12 protein-coding genes are annotated in these 14,040 nt (G+C 33.8%); all 12 read left to right on the forward strand.

Going from position 1 to position 14,040, the window contains the following annotated elements:
* The 12 genes from KCTC52924_RS06340 to folB all read left to right on the forward strand — a co-directional run bounded on the left by KCTC52924_RS06340 (window position 1) and on the right by folB (window position 14,006).
* The gene (locus tag KCTC52924_RS06340; protein ID WP_251807472.1) at window positions 1-873 is read left to right on the forward strand and encodes a formyltransferase family protein; all 873 of its coding nucleotides are present in this window, start codon (window positions 1-3) and stop codon (window positions 871-873) included.
* Window positions 870-2,015 (forward strand): dTDP-4-amino-4,6-dideoxygalactose transaminase, encoded by a 1,146-nt coding sequence (rffA, locus tag KCTC52924_RS06345; protein ID WP_251807470.1) that lies wholly within the window; start codon window positions 870-872, stop codon window positions 2,013-2,015. Before KCTC52924_RS06340 ends, rffA begins: the two co-directional genes overlap by 4 nt.
* Before the next feature lie 2 nt (window positions 2,016-2,017).
* On the forward strand, window positions 2,018-3,175 hold the full coding sequence (locus KCTC52924_RS06350; RefSeq protein WP_251807468.1) for a TDP-N-acetylfucosamine:lipid II N-acetylfucosaminyltransferase: 1,158 nt from the start codon (window positions 2,018-2,020) through the stop codon (window positions 3,173-3,175).
* 5 nt (window positions 3,176-3,180) lie between these two features.
* On the forward strand, window positions 3,181-4,473 hold the full coding sequence (locus tag KCTC52924_RS06355; protein ID WP_251807466.1) for an MOP flippase family protein: 1,293 nt from the start codon (window positions 3,181-3,183) through the stop codon (window positions 4,471-4,473).
* Window positions 4,470-5,699 carry a hypothetical protein gene (locus tag KCTC52924_RS06360; protein ID WP_251807464.1) on the forward strand — a complete coding sequence of 410 codons (1,230 nt, stop codon included), beginning with the start codon at window positions 4,470-4,472 and terminating at the stop codon, window positions 5,697-5,699. Before KCTC52924_RS06355 ends, KCTC52924_RS06360 begins: the two co-directional genes overlap by 4 nt.
* 104 nt (window positions 5,700-5,803) lie before the next feature.
* Window positions 5,804-6,967, forward strand: coding sequence for a glycosyltransferase (locus KCTC52924_RS06365; protein WP_251807462.1), 1,164 nt, complete (start codon window positions 5,804-5,806; stop codon window positions 6,965-6,967).
* Window positions 6,968-7,218: 251 nt separating this feature from the next.
* Window positions 7,219-8,274: an O-antigen ligase gene (locus KCTC52924_RS06370; RefSeq protein ID WP_251807459.1), complete on the forward strand. Its 1,056-nt coding sequence runs from the start codon at window positions 7,219-7,221 to the stop codon at window positions 8,272-8,274.
* Window positions 8,237-9,334, forward strand: coding sequence for a DUF1972 domain-containing protein (locus KCTC52924_RS06375; RefSeq protein ID WP_251807458.1), 1,098 nt, complete (start codon window positions 8,237-8,239; stop codon window positions 9,332-9,334). The genes KCTC52924_RS06370 and KCTC52924_RS06375 overlap by 38 nt, the downstream gene beginning before the upstream one ends.
* Before the next feature lie 200 nt (window positions 9,335-9,534).
* Complete coding sequence (locus KCTC52924_RS06380) at window positions 9,535-10,887, forward strand: exopolysaccharide biosynthesis polyprenyl glycosylphosphotransferase (protein ID WP_251807456.1); 1,353 nt, start codon at window positions 9,535-9,537, stop codon at window positions 10,885-10,887.
* A gap of 179 nt (window positions 10,888-11,066) precedes the next feature.
* Window positions 11,067-12,044 (forward strand): UDP-glucuronic acid decarboxylase family protein, encoded by a 978-nt coding sequence (locus KCTC52924_RS06385; protein ID WP_251807454.1) that lies wholly within the window; start codon window positions 11,067-11,069, stop codon window positions 12,042-12,044.
* A 159-nt stretch (window positions 12,045-12,203) separates the two neighbouring features.
* Window positions 12,204-13,475 carry a phosphoribosylamine--glycine ligase gene (gene purD / locus KCTC52924_RS06390; RefSeq protein WP_251807452.1) on the forward strand — a complete coding sequence of 424 codons (1,272 nt, stop codon included), beginning with the start codon at window positions 12,204-12,206 and terminating at the stop codon, window positions 13,473-13,475.
* Window positions 13,476-13,649: 174 nt separating this feature from the next.
* A complete protein-coding gene (gene folB, locus KCTC52924_RS06395; protein ID WP_251807450.1) occupies window positions 13,650-14,006 on the forward strand; it encodes a dihydroneopterin aldolase in 357 nt (118 codons plus the stop codon).
* Window positions 14,007-14,040 lie beyond the last annotated feature (34 nt).

Below are 14,040 nucleotides of genomic sequence, written 5' to 3' on the forward strand. Positions count from 1 at the left end.
ATGTTGACATTTTTTCTTCAAGGTAAAAAAGGATTAACTGTACTTAAAGGATATAAAGAAGCGTATTTTAAATTTATTTCACAAATAATTATTGGGACCGATAGCCATGTTATAAATGATTATTCCGATGAAATAGTTGCCTTCTGTATTGAGAATTCATTACGGTATAACGTTTCAAAAAAATCTAACTCCTTTACTACTGAATATGGACTGGCTATAGGTTGGCAATACCTAATTCAACATCAGCACAATCAGAAATTAATTGTATTCCACGACTCCATATTGCCATCTTTGCGTGGTTTTAATCCTTTAGTTACCGGATTAATCAATGGCGATAAAACTATTGGCGTAACTGCACTATATGCCTCCGAAGAATATGACAAAGGGGATATAATTGACGCTGAAAAATCGGATATTACTTACCCGATTAAAATAAATAAAGCAATAAAAATTGTTGCAGAATGTTATAGCCGATTGGCCAATAAGATTGTTGAAAAAATAATATTAAATAAGCCGTTCAACACCACCGCGCAAAATGAAAATAATGCGACATACAGTCTTTGGCGTGATGAAGAAGATTATTTAATTAATTGGAACGACTGCTCAGAAAAAATATCAAGATTTATTGATGCAGTGGGCTACCCCTATAAAGGGGCAATGACAAGAATAGGCAACAAAAAAATAATTGTACTAGAAGCTTCCGTCACAAATGATGTAATCATTGAAAATCGTACTGTTGGTAAAATAATCTTCAAAAGAGATAACAATCCAGTGGTAGTATGTGGCAAAGGATTATTAGTAATTGAAAAAGCAGTTGAACAGGACGGAAAAGAGGTCGATTTTAAGAATAAATTTAGAATAAGATTTAAATGAACTATAAAACTCCATTTAACAAGCCACATCTCACTGGAAGTGAATTAGATTACATTTCTGATGCGGTCACCTCGGGTAAAATTTCTGGTAATGGAAAATACACAGTAATGTGTCAGGAATTAATGCAAAAAAAATATGGATTTGGTAAATGTTTACTTACCACATCCTGCACGGATGCCCTAGAAATGGCTGCAATTTTAATAGATGTAAAGCCAGGTGATGAAATTATAATGCCTTCCTACACATTTGTTTCAACTGCAAATGCATTTGTTCTCAGAGGAGCTAAAATTGTTTTTGTTGACAGCCGTAAGGATCGCCCTGGAATGGATGAAGACCTAATTCAACAGTTAATTACCAAAAAAACAAAAGCTATTGTACCTGTTCATTATGCGGGAGTATCTTGTGACATGGATAAGATTATGGAGGTTGCAGATGCACATAACGTGTTTGTTATTGAAGATGCAGCCCAAGCCATTGACAGTTATTATACCGATAAGTACGGAAATAAAAAGGCCTTAGGTTCTATTGGTCATATGGCTACCTTCTCATTTCACGAAACTAAGAATATTATTTCTGGAGAAGGAGGAATGTTGGTTATAAACGATTCACAATTTAAAGAACGGGCTGAAATTATCTGGGAAAAAGGCACCAATAGATCCTCCTTTTTTAGGGGTGAAGTAGATAAATATGGATGGGTAGATATTGGCTCTTCATTTCTACCGTCAGATATTATCGCAGCATTTTTGTACGCGCAATTAGAAAGCATCGAAAAAATTCAGAACAGGCGAATTGAGATTTGGAAATCATATTCTATTAACCTTAGGGAATGGGCTTCCAAAAACAGAATAGCACTCCCTATTGTACCAGAGTTTGCAACAAATAATGCCCATATGTTTTATCTTGTTTTCAATAACATTGAGGAGCGGACAACGGTGATAAATGCCTTGAAAAAAGAAGGTATACTATCCGTGTTCCACTATCTTAGCCTTCATAAAAGCCCCTTTTATGAACTGAAACACGATGGTAGAGAGCTTCCTATGAGCGATCATTATACAAATTGTTTATTGCGATTACCAATGTTTTATAATCTTTCAGACAATGAAATACAGCTAATTATTAAGACAATAACTAAGTCAATTTAATAATGATTGTACACTTTGTTTTAGACGAAAAGGTAAGCAGCCAGATTATTGAAAATTTTGGCAAAGGTACTAGTGATAATTTTTTCATAGTATTCTCTAAATTGGAGAAACATTCCTTAACGTTTATTAAAAATCCACCCGAAAACTTAATTTGTTTTAATAAAGATACAGATGATATAAATGATCTTGTTGAAAAAATTAATCCAACATCTCTTATTATACATGCCTTTCATTTAGAATTTGCTACAATAATCTTAAAGATCCAAAAAAAGCTAACCATTGTCTGGTACACCTGGGGGTTTGATATTTATGGCCTCCCTAATATTAAACCGAATACTTATGCCCCAATTACTAATAAGTATTTATTGGAGAGAACCCCACACCTCAGATTGAGGAGATTCATTTTAAAAAATGACTTTTTGAGAAAGGTATATTTCAGTCTAAATAAAAAAGAGATAGATCGGTACAGTATTATATTTAGATCTTTAAAAAGGGTCGATTACATGGCTACTTACTTAAAGGAGGATTTTTTAATTTTTTCCAAATATTACCCTAATCATTTAAAGTTCATTTATTGTCCATTTAGTACAATAGATCAATATGTCGCAGGAATTAAAGCAAATTTACAAGAATCGCCAATAAATATTCTCGTTGGAAATTCTAACAGCCCAGAATCTAACCACTTAGATGTCTTTCGTAGACTAAAAGGCGCCAACCTACCAGAAAATACAAAAATATTCACTCCATTAAGTTACGGGGATGATGAACACTACAAAGAAAAGGTGTTACAACAAGGAAAGTATTTGTTAGATACAAAATTTGTTCCCCTTATAGACTTTATGGAGAGAAGCGAATATATATCCATCCTTACATCCTGTTCCTGTGGTGTTTTTTATCATTATAGGCAGCAAGCAATGGGTAATATAATTGCCATGCTATATATAGGCTCTAGAGTATACATGTCAAAAATTAATCCGGCTTTTTCTTTTTTTATTTCTAATAACATAAAAGTCTATGATTTCGATGAGGATTTTGAAAAATATACCAATACTAAAATGGAAATCGAACAAATTAGACTGAATAGATTAAAGTTGGAATCTATTTTTGGCGAAACAAAAGTGATAGAAGATATCAACAAATTGATGCAAATTCTAGCTTAAATCGAATGTCTATAAAAGGAAAGGTAATATTAGGGCTGAAGTGGACATCATTCTCAACACTGATTCTTGCAGTAGCCGCTATTTTAAAGATAAGTATCCTTGCCCGGTATTTAGAAACATCTGATTTCGGTCTTATGGCATTGATTACCTTTGTTCTAGGCTTTATTAACTTGTTTAGTGACATGGGCCTTTCAACGGCCATTTTACACAAACAAAATATTAAAAAAAAAACGTACTCTAGTTTATTTTGGTTTAACCTTCTTTTTTGTATTCTTCTGTATTTAATAATAGTGTCCCTTGCGCCAATAATCGGGAACTTTTATGGCGAACCTCAACTCAATTCCTTAATCCCGCTGTTAAGTATAAATGTAGTTCTTTCTGGTATTGGAACACAGTTTAAAACAATAGAAACAAAGAATCTTTTATTTAAGAATATTGGAATTATTGAAATTATAGCTGCAGTACTTTCACTGGCTCTCGCTATTTATTTAGCCGTAAATGGTTATGGCGTTTTATCTCTGGTCTATTCTTCCATGGCTCAATATATTGTATCCAACATTCTCTTTTTCATTACTGGTGTAAATAAATACGGATTACTTTTTCATTTTAAAATATCCGAAGTATTGCCATTTTTAAAAATCGGAATTTATCAGGTAGGTGGTCAAATCATTAATTATTTTAATAGGGATTTGGATATAATTTTGATTGGAAAGCTATTCTCAGTGGAGGTTTTAGGTGGGTACAGTTTAGCAAAGCAACTGGTCTTAAGACCATCCCAAGTTGTCAACCCCATTTTGGTTAAAGTAGCATCACCTGCTTTGGCAAAATTTCAATTTAATATTACCCTATTAAAAACCAACTATTTAAAACTTATTAGTATTGTTTCAACCATTAATATCCCAATTTATTTGGGAATAATAATATTTGCCCCTACGGTGGTCGAATTGCTGTACGGTGCAGGCTTTGAAAACATAATTATTTTGGTTAGAATACTGAGTGTATATATGATTTTTAGGGCAATTGGCAATCCAATCGGGAGCTTAGTTATTGCAACTGGGAGAACTGAATTAGAATTCTATTGGAATCTTCTTAATTTATTGGTAATGCCTATGTTTATTTATTTTGGAGCAACCTACGGCATTGTTGAGGTTACAATTTCTTTAACCCTAGCCATGTTATTGTTGTTTGTACCCAGTTGGAAGTTATTGGTGAACAAGATGACTGGTGCAACATTGATTGAATACTTAAAGGCGATTATTAGTTTCAATGGAATTAAAAAAATTATGACAGCTAAATGAAATCCTTTAATACTATATATCAATTAAGCTTTTACCTAGTAACACTAATTACTTTTGTGTTTGGGGGCGCAGTACAGTTTCTATTTGGCGTTTCCAACACGGTATTGACTTTTTTAATAACTGCTTATGTGTTTTTGATCTATTTGATATACGCACTTTTAAAGCATCGGGTAGTATTCAATTGGGTTATTTTTTTTTCCATGGCCTATGTGTCATTAATACTCCTTACTGCAGTCATTAGGCAGAGCGATTTTATAGCTACTATTACTTATCTTATTTTTCCTTTATTGCCGTTAGCAGTCTATTTGTTTGGGTTTATAAATTATAAGGAGGGATACATTTCTTTTCAAAATATCTTTAAGGTATTCTATTATATTGCATTAATTCAGCTTCCAGTACTCTTAATTCAAAAAAGATTCTACGATGTACTAATTGGTTTTAATAACAGTAATCAAAAAATAGAGTGGTTCGATTTTATGTTCGGAACCTTTTTTATTAAATCCGACCATTCCCTTGGGGTATTTATATTGATAATTATAGCCATAATCTTATTTAGGAAAGAAAAAGTAAAGAATATAGTTAAATGGCGTAGTGTATCGGTGTTATATTTAGCTATTACGCTATTTATGACCGAATCTAATATTTCAAAACTTTTCCTAGTCGTTCTATTATCTACCATTATCATAATACCTTTTTACAAGAAATATGCTAGAACCCTAAGATTTAAAATTGGAGTAGGCGTATTAGCCCTAGCAATACTGTCTGCAGGCTATACTTTAAGAGATAAAGATTTTATCATAAAAAGGCTGGGAGGAACATGGGAACAACAGTTTTCCTTAAAGAATGCTGAAAGATTTTACGAATTACGAACTGCAAAACGATTTCATATTGTAATGGTGGCATATAGTAAAATTAAGACTAAATGGATTGGTGACGGCCCATATTCATATTTTGACATCCGTACCGGTAAATTTAAACAGACAAGACACTTTACCCAATTAATATGGACCTATTACGATTTAGGATTATTTGGCCTTTTCATAGTCTTCGCATTCATCCTTAGTTTAATAGGTTATCTGGATGTTGATAAGGGGCTTCCATTTTTGTTTTTTTTAGGAATTTTTATTGTTTATTCATTCTATACAACCATGTTTTCGGATATAGCTATTATATTTAGCGTGTTTTTGCTTTTCAACAAATCAAGTCAGGATAAAATCAATCCCTAAATTTTCTTTTAGTCAAGTTTTAGCTTTAAAGCGCCTACATTCCATAAACATTTAAATAATTGCTCCAATTTCGCACTTTTTATTTTAGAAATTAAACGAATCCTATGAACCTGATAATTATTCCATTTCACGACTGGCGAAAAAGTCAAAATGAAGGCTTTAGAACAAGAGATGTTCATTTCATCAAAAGTTTGTCAGATAATAAAAATGTAGATAAAATTCTTGTAATCAATAGACCTTCCACCTGGTTAGAACATTTATATAAAGGGTCAAAAAAAAATGTTAAAGGAGAACTTTTATTAAATAACCGTAATTTTTCGCTAACAAAAGTCGATCACAATATTTATATTACTGACTATCATTCCTGGGATATATTAAATCAAATCAAAAAAAAGCACTTATGGTTTATTGAAAAGTATAACGATCCAAATTATATTGAATTTATAAATAGGTGCTGTAAGGAGTTAAACATGGAGGATAATTCCCTTATTGTTCAAAATATATTTTCGTATAAATTAGGTATTAATTTAGTTGCTAAACGTAAACTTTTTGATGCGTGGGATAATTTTTTAAAATTCCCTGCCTATAAAAATATCAAATCTGATTTAAGGGAAGGGTATAAAGTACTTTCCAATCACATCCCTTTATGGGTTACAAATTCCCAGGAAAACATTTCATTTTACAAAAGTGAATTTGGTGTTAAGACTATACATTTGATGAAAAATGGAGTAAACGTAGATTTTTTATCAAATAGTTCCGAACCACCGAAAGATTTATTAAATATTCCTAAACCTATTATTGGTTTCGGCGGTAAAATCACCTATTTACTTAACTATAATCTAATTAACTATATCACTAAAGAGAATCCTAAATCTTCTTTTGTTTTTGTTGGACAAATTTTAGATAAGGAGGTGTACAAGAAGATTATAAAAAGAAAGAATGTGTTTTTCCTTGGGGACAAGAATTATGCAATATATCCAAGTTACGTAGCGAATTTTGACATTTGCATTGTTCCTTATAATATCAATGGGGGCCAACATGGAGGTGATTCTATAAAAGCATATGAATATCTACTTACAGGTAAAAAGATTGTAGGAACCAATGGCAACGGCCTTCAAGATTTAGAAAAACATCTCTATTTGGCTGAAAACCCGAAAGAATTTTCCGATGCACTTAAGCATATAAAAAATGAAAAAATTAGCATTGATATAGAAGATCATTCTTGGCAGTCTAAAAGTATTAAACTTCTTACTTATCTGGCACAATAATGTTTAGGACCAATATCAAAAAATTATTGAAAAGTTATGATCACAGCTTCCCCATATTATTTATGGGTGCGGCCATACCATTTGGTACTAGCATAGGTAATTTATCAATTATACTCGGTTTTATATACGCGCTGTATATTCTATATAAGAATAGGGATAGAAAATTCTCTTTTGGTAATTTTAACTTTCTTTTCCCCATCCTATTTTTCTTAATAATCCTTATCAGTGCCCTTACGAGTAATAATATTAAAATGGGACTAAAGCAAGTTGACAAATCATTACTCATGGTATTGATTGTATTTTCAATAGTTGTTTTAGCCAATTTTAAAAATAACATTCTGTCAAAAACTTTAAAAGTATTTTCATTCTCAACGGTAATAGCCACCACTATACTTATAATTTTTGGTCTTTCAAATGTTCTCTTTGGAACTTCAACAAGCACACTGTTTTTTCATGATTTCTCAGCCTTGTATGATCAACATCCAGTTTATTTTGCACTTTATTTGTCCTTAAGTGCTTTTTTTATCACACAAAACTATTTTAGTCAACATAATATTCTCTATAAAAAGAAGGTGATTTTCCCGTCAATCTCCCTTTTAATCTTAATGTGTGGAATAATCTTGACCGCCTCCAAGGTTGTTATTTTTGTTTTCTTTACTATTTATTTCTTTCAACTAATTGTACTTATAAAAAATATACGCGTTAAAATTATTGCGTTGTTATCTGTTCTTTTTACGGTTTTAATAACCATTAACGTCCCCGTCATAAAAAATAGGTTCACTGAGGGTATGAAATTTGATCTAGAAAAATTTGAACCTACAAACGATATTTCAAAAGCCAAAGTTTTTACTAGAATAGACAAAGAAAATTTAAGCGATTTAGAGCTTAGGTATCTCTTTAACAAAATAGGAGTCTATCATACCATTCAAGATGAAAACATACTTTTTGGTTATGGTATAGGTGATGTCCAAGATTATTTGGATTATTATTATTTAACCTATGGTCTTGCTCCTAATTGGTATGAAGGCTTTAATCTACATAACCAATATCTCCAAATTTTTGCATCTTATGGAGTGTTTGTACTTATGTTTTTTCTTGCATATATAATTTATAGTTTTTATAAAGCCTTTAGAAATAAAGATTACCTATTTATATTTTTTCTACTAATAACAACATCTGTTTTTATATTTGAATCCTTATTGTCTAGAAATAAAGGAATCGTCTTTTTTATTTTTTTCAATACTTTATTTCTAATTAATTCACATAAAAATGAAAATAGCCCTACTAGGAACACGCGGAGTGCCTAATAACCATGGAGGTTTTGAACAATTCGCGGAGTATTTCTCTGTTTATTTGGCTAAAAATGGACATGAGGTTTATGTGTATAACTCACACGACCATCCGTACCAAAAAACCACGTTCAAAGAGGTGAATATTATTCACTGTTATGATCCCGAATATAAAATAGGAACTGCAGGACAGTTTATTTATGATTTAAATTGTATTCTAGATGCTAGGAAAAGAAATTTTGATATAATTCTTCAATTGGGGTATACTTCTAGCTCTGTTTGGCATTGGTTATTACCGAGAAAAAGCCTCATAGTCACCAACATGGATGGACTAGAGTGGAAGCGCACCAAATATAAACCTGTAGTAAGAAAATTTTTAAAATATGCGGAAAAACTAGGTGCGAATTACTCAGATTACCTAATTGCAGATTCCGTAGGCATAAAAGAACATTTAAAAACAACTTATAATAAAAGCTCTGAATATATTGCTTACGGTGCAACAAATCATAATAACCCAGATCCAGGGGTGCTTGCAGCATATAATTTGAAAGCCTATAAATACAGCATGGTCCTAGCCAGACTGGAACCAGAAAATAATATAGAAACTATATTGGAAGGCTATAAGAAATCTAACACCCTAAACCCCCTTATTATTTTTGGTGGTATTAATGACTATGGTCTTAAGCTTCAGGACAAGTATAAAGATGATGTTAGGATTAAATTTGTTGGCGCAAATTACAATCAAGAGGAATTAAATAATTTACGCCATTATTCCCGTTATTACTTTCATGGTCATTCAGTAGGTGGAACCAACCCATCTCTTTTGGAGGCAATGGCCTCCAATGCGCTTATCATAGCCAATAACAACATTTTTAATGAAAGTATATTAGATGAGGCAGCTATATATTTTAATTCTAATGAACAGGTCACTAAAATTCTCAATGATGATGAATACTTTTTACTAAAGGAAATAAATACCCGTATAAATAAAAGTAAAATTGATCAGGAGTTTAATTGGAACATCATCAATAAAAAATATGAAAGTTTTCTAGTTGGCCTACTAGGTATAAATACTTAGTAACTGAATACTGGTCTATTTTTATACTCCCTATTGCTACGGATGCCAACTTTAGAATGGAGTAGACAAAGATGAGCTGCGTAAATTGATTGGCTCCAAAAGAACTTTCGTTAAATTGTTATAATGTCTTGTTGTTTTTTTTAGATTTTAAAATCTATCTTTATCCCAAGTATTCAATCCTAGCTCACGGCAAAATACCCATGTTTTCAAAAAAACACCGCTATTCTGGACTAATAACCCCAATATCCTATGCGGTAGATTTATTGGTAATCCACCTTTTTGCCTATATTTTGCCCATTAACTTTGAGTATCCTATACTTTTCCATTCTTACCTTACATTAGCGTGGATTATTTTATCGGTTAAGAACCATTTTTATGAAGTGTACCGGTACACCAAAGTAACCAATATTCTAAAACTGCTCTTTAACCAGTTTGTATTCTTTTTTCTCATCCTATACGCCTTTATTGGCTTTTTTAAGCAGCCCAATATGAGCAGGTTGGCATTGGGAGAGTATTTTATTTTTACTGGGCTTGCCATATTTACCATTAAATTTCTGAACTATATTCTCTTAATGAAATACCGAGAAAAGGTGAAAGGGAATATGAGAAATGTAGTAGTGATAGGGAAGAATAAAAAGACAGATCAACTCATCGATGTCTTTAAAGAACGCACCAAGTTTGGATACCATTTCATGAAACAATTTAGTCCCTCAGATCCTGCCTTCGATATTTATGAGAGTTTTGTGTATATCGTGGAAAATAATATAGACGAAATCTATTGTTCCGTTTCTGAATTGAAAAACAGCCAGTTGACAGAGTTTATCAATTTTGCGGACAACAACTTAAAGACCCTAAAGTTTATTCCGGACAATAAGAATATATTTTCCAAAAAACTCACTTTTGAATATTACGATTATATTCCCATCCTCTCCCTTAGGGACATCCCTTTGCACCATCCCTTAAATTCTGTCCTTAAAAGAGGCTTTGATATTGTATTTTCGCTTATCGTAATCCTGGGTATTCTCTCTTGGTTGGCTCCTATCATCGCTTTAATCATAAGGTTGGAGACCAAAGGACCCATTTATTTTAGGCAAAAACGTACCGGAATAGACAATAAAGATTTCTATTGCTATAAGTTTCGTTCTATGGCACCCAACGAAAATGCGGATAATTTAATGGCCATTAAAAATGATATGCGAACTACCAAAGTGGGGAAATTTATAAGAAAAACCAGTATAGATGAACTTCCACAATTCTATAACGTATTATTCGGTAATATGTCCGTTGTGGGCCCAAGACCCCATATGGTGAAGCACACCAACGAATTTGCCAACCGTGTGGACAAGTATATGTTGCGCCATTTTGTAAAACCGGGAATTACCGGATTGGCACAAGTGCGTGGCTATAGAGGGGAAATTGAAACGGATATCGATATTCTAAACAGGACCAAATTTGATATTTTCTATATAGAGAACTGGTCCCTTTTAATGGATATAAAAATAATTACTCAAACCGTAGTCAATGCAGTAACGGGAGAAGAGAAAGCCTATTAGGTCATTTTATAGCATATGAGGCGCAATATTTTCACACATTTTAATAATTCACTATCTCCACTATTTATAAGGACCTCCTAGCCATACTTCACAATTTTGGTTATTAAATTAAAAATGTTTCTCAAACTAGAAATTCCATTTAATTTTGAAAATTACTTTCTAGTTCAAATATATATTCTATGAAAAAAGTACTTATCACCGGTGCAGCCGGATTTTTGGGATCACATTTATGTGATCGCTTTATAAAGGAAGGCTATTATGTTATTGCCATGGACAACCTAATTACCGGAGACCTGAAAAACATTGAACACTTGTTTCCCTTAGAAAACTTTGAGTTTCAGCATCACGATGTTTCCAAATTTGTTCATATTCCAGGTAAGCTAGACTATATTCTTCACTTTGCATCACCCGCAAGTCCTATAGACTATTTAAAGATTCCAATAGAAACCTTAAAAGTAGGTTCTTTAGGAACCTTGAATTTATTGGGTCTGGCCAAAGAAAAAAAGGCAAGAATCTTGGTAGCTTCTACCTCTGAGGTCTATGGTGACCCCTTGGTACACCCACAGAACGAAAGCTACAACGGCAATGTGAGCCCTATAGGACCACGTGGAGTATATGATGAGGCCAAAAGATTTATGGAGTCCATTACTATGGCGTACCATCGCTTCCACGGGCTAGATACCCGTATAGTCCGCATATTCAACACCTACGGTTCTAGAATGCGTTTGAATGACGGTAGGGTAGTTCCAGCTTTTATGGGACAAGCCTTAAGGGGAGAAGATTTAACCGTTTTTGGCGATGGTTCCCAAACAAGGTCTTTTTGTTATATTGATGACCAAGTGGAAGGCATATACCGCTTATTGATGAGCGATTATACCGATCCCATAAATATTGGAAACCCTCACGAAACAACCATAAAGGAGTTTGCAGAAGAAATCATTAAACTTACGGGTACAGACCAAAAAATCATATATAAACCTTTACCCCAGGACGATCCTACACAGCGTGAACCTGATATTAGTAGGGCAAAAGAAATTTTGGGCTGGGAGCCTAAAGTAAATAGGGCAGAAGGACTTAAAAATGTGTTCGAATATTTTAAATCCCTATCTCCCGAAGAGCTTCAGAAAAAAGAACACAGAGATTTTTCGGGTAAATAAAGGATTGTCTTCAAAGCCAAGAATTGGTCTCGGAGGTAAGGAATAAAACGCAAAACTAGTAGCATAAGAAAAGGACCTACAATGTTCAACTTGGATATATTTTAAACTTAGTAGGTACTTTTCCATTGCAAACCGTATTTTTGAAGAAATTTTTCAAAAATGAACATCCTTATCCTCGGTGCTGGGGGCCGTGAACATACATTGGCCTGGAAATTAAAGCAAAGTCCAAAACTCAAAAATCTTTTTGTAGCTCCCGGAAATGCAGGGACCGCTGCCATAGCCACCAATATACCGATCGGTGTCAATGATTTTGAGGCTATCAAGCAATTGGTCCTAACTGAAAAAGTTGATATGGTAATTGTAGGCCCAGAAGATCCGTTGGTCAATGGGGTGCACGATTTTTTCCTAGCTGATGTCGCCCTACAAAACATTCCTGTTATTGGGCCACAAAAAGCAGCAGCTACTTTAGAGGGCAGTAAACAGTTTGCCAAGGAGTTTATGATGCGTCACAATATTCCTACCGCAGCTTATGAAAGTTTTACAGCCGATACCTTGGAAAAAGGATACGCATTTTTAGAAACGCTTTCCCCTCCTTATGTCTTAAAAGCCGATGGCTTGGCCGCAGGGAAAGGGGTGTTAATCCTAAACGACCTGCAAGAGGCCAAGGAGGAACTAAAAACCATGCTGGTAGACGCGAAATTTGGTGACGCCAGTACCACCGTGGTCATCGAAGAATTTTTGGACGGAATAGAACTTAGTTGTTTTGTCCTTACCGACGGAAAAGGATATAAGGTCCTACCTACCGCAAAAGACTACAAAAGGATTGGTGAAGGAGATGCAGGATTGAACACAGGAGGCATGGGAGCCATTTCCCCAGTCCCCTTCGCAGATAATAATTTTATGGCTAAAGTCCTAGAGCGGATAGTAAAACCTACCGTAGAGGGCTTTAAAAAGGATAATCTACCATATAAAGGTTTTGTTTTTATCGGTTTAATAAAAGTAGGAGACGATCCAAAGGTAATTGAATACAATGTTCGTTTGGGAGACCCAGAAACCGAAGTGGTAATTCCAAGGATTAAGAACGATCTTGTCGAAGTTTTTCAGGCCGTTGCAAATCAGACCTTGGACAGTATAGATCTGGAAATTGACGAGCGCGCAGCTACTACCGTAATGGCTGTATCGGGTGGCTATCCGGAAGCCTATACCAAAGGCAAGGAAATCACCGGTTTTGATGCTATTGACGATGCCGTAGTATTCCACGCTGGGACGGAACTAAAAAACGGTAAGGTATTCACCAACGGGGGGCGGGTCCTAGCCGTTACTGCTTATGGGTCCGATTTTAAGGAAGCATTGAAAACATCCTATAAAAACATAGAAAAGCTACAATATGATAAAATGTACTACCGAAAAGACCTTGGGTTTGATTTGTAGTATGTAGTACAAAGTATTAAGTACAAAGTATTGAGATGTTAGTATTGAGTATTGAGATAAGTCATGCTAAAGAAATATGTAGTACAAAGTATTGAGATGTTAGTATGGAGTATTGAGATAAATCAGGCTAAAGAAATAAAACAATTTATTAAGCTAACCTAAAATAATTGAATTGTGGGAAGGGTAAAAGTTAGCAATATTAGGGTCTATGCCCATCATGGCTGTTTAGGGGAAGAAACAATAATTGGTAGTGAGTATCGGGTAGACGTGGTGGTAAGTGCGAATTTAAAATCAGCCTCCGTATCCGATCAACTCTCCGAAACGGTAGATTACGTACATATAAATCGTCTTGTTAAGGAAGAGATGGCAATTCCTTCAAAACTCTTGGAGCACGTAGGAAAACGCATTATAAATAGAATCCTTGATGAAATTAAAATTGTGAAAAAGGTAAAGGTTGGCGTAACGAAAGTTAATCCGCCTATTGGGGGAGATGTAGAAGGGGTGACCGTAGTACTCAAATCTAAAAGATAGCTACATTTAGTTTTTATGATTTAAAAAAAGTGTT

The organism is Arenibacter antarcticus (assembly GCF_041320605.1).
Lineage (GTDB): Bacteria > Bacteroidota > Bacteroidia > Flavobacteriales > Flavobacteriaceae > Arenibacter > Arenibacter antarcticus.

Bases quoted from the DNA above. Each gene is read 5' to 3' on its own strand.
- KCTC52924_RS06375 (WP_251807458.1), top strand. From the start codon at position 8,237: ATGAAAATAGCCCTACTAGGAACACGCGGAGTGCCTAATAACCATGGA.
- KCTC52924_RS06385 (WP_251807454.1), top strand. From the start codon at position 11,067: ATGAAAAAAGTACTTATCACCGGTGCAGCCGGATTTTTGGGATCACAT.
- purD (WP_251807452.1), top strand. From the start codon at position 12,204: ATGAACATCCTTATCCTCGGTGCTGGGGGCCGTGAACATACATTGGCC.
- KCTC52924_RS06380 (WP_251807456.1), top strand. From the start codon at position 9,535: ATGTTTTCAAAAAAACACCGCTATTCTGGACTAATAACCCCAATATCC.
- KCTC52924_RS06350 (WP_251807468.1), top strand. From the start codon at position 2,018: ATGATTGTACACTTTGTTTTAGACGAAAAGGTAAGCAGCCAGATTATT.
- KCTC52924_RS06365 (WP_251807462.1), top strand. From the start codon at position 5,804: ATGAACCTGATAATTATTCCATTTCACGACTGGCGAAAAAGTCAAAAT.
- KCTC52924_RS06360 (WP_251807464.1), top strand. From the start codon at position 4,470: ATGAAATCCTTTAATACTATATATCAATTAAGCTTTTACCTAGTAACA.
- rffA (WP_251807470.1), top strand. From the start codon at position 870: ATGAACTATAAAACTCCATTTAACAAGCCACATCTCACTGGAAGTGAA.
- KCTC52924_RS06355 (WP_251807466.1), top strand. From the start codon at position 3,181: ATGTCTATAAAAGGAAAGGTAATATTAGGGCTGAAGTGGACATCATTC.
- KCTC52924_RS06370 (WP_251807459.1), top strand. From the start codon at position 7,219: ATGGGACTAAAGCAAGTTGACAAATCATTACTCATGGTATTGATTGTA.
- KCTC52924_RS06340 (WP_251807472.1), top strand. From the start codon at position 1: ATGTTGACATTTTTTCTTCAAGGTAAAAAAGGATTAACTGTACTTAAA.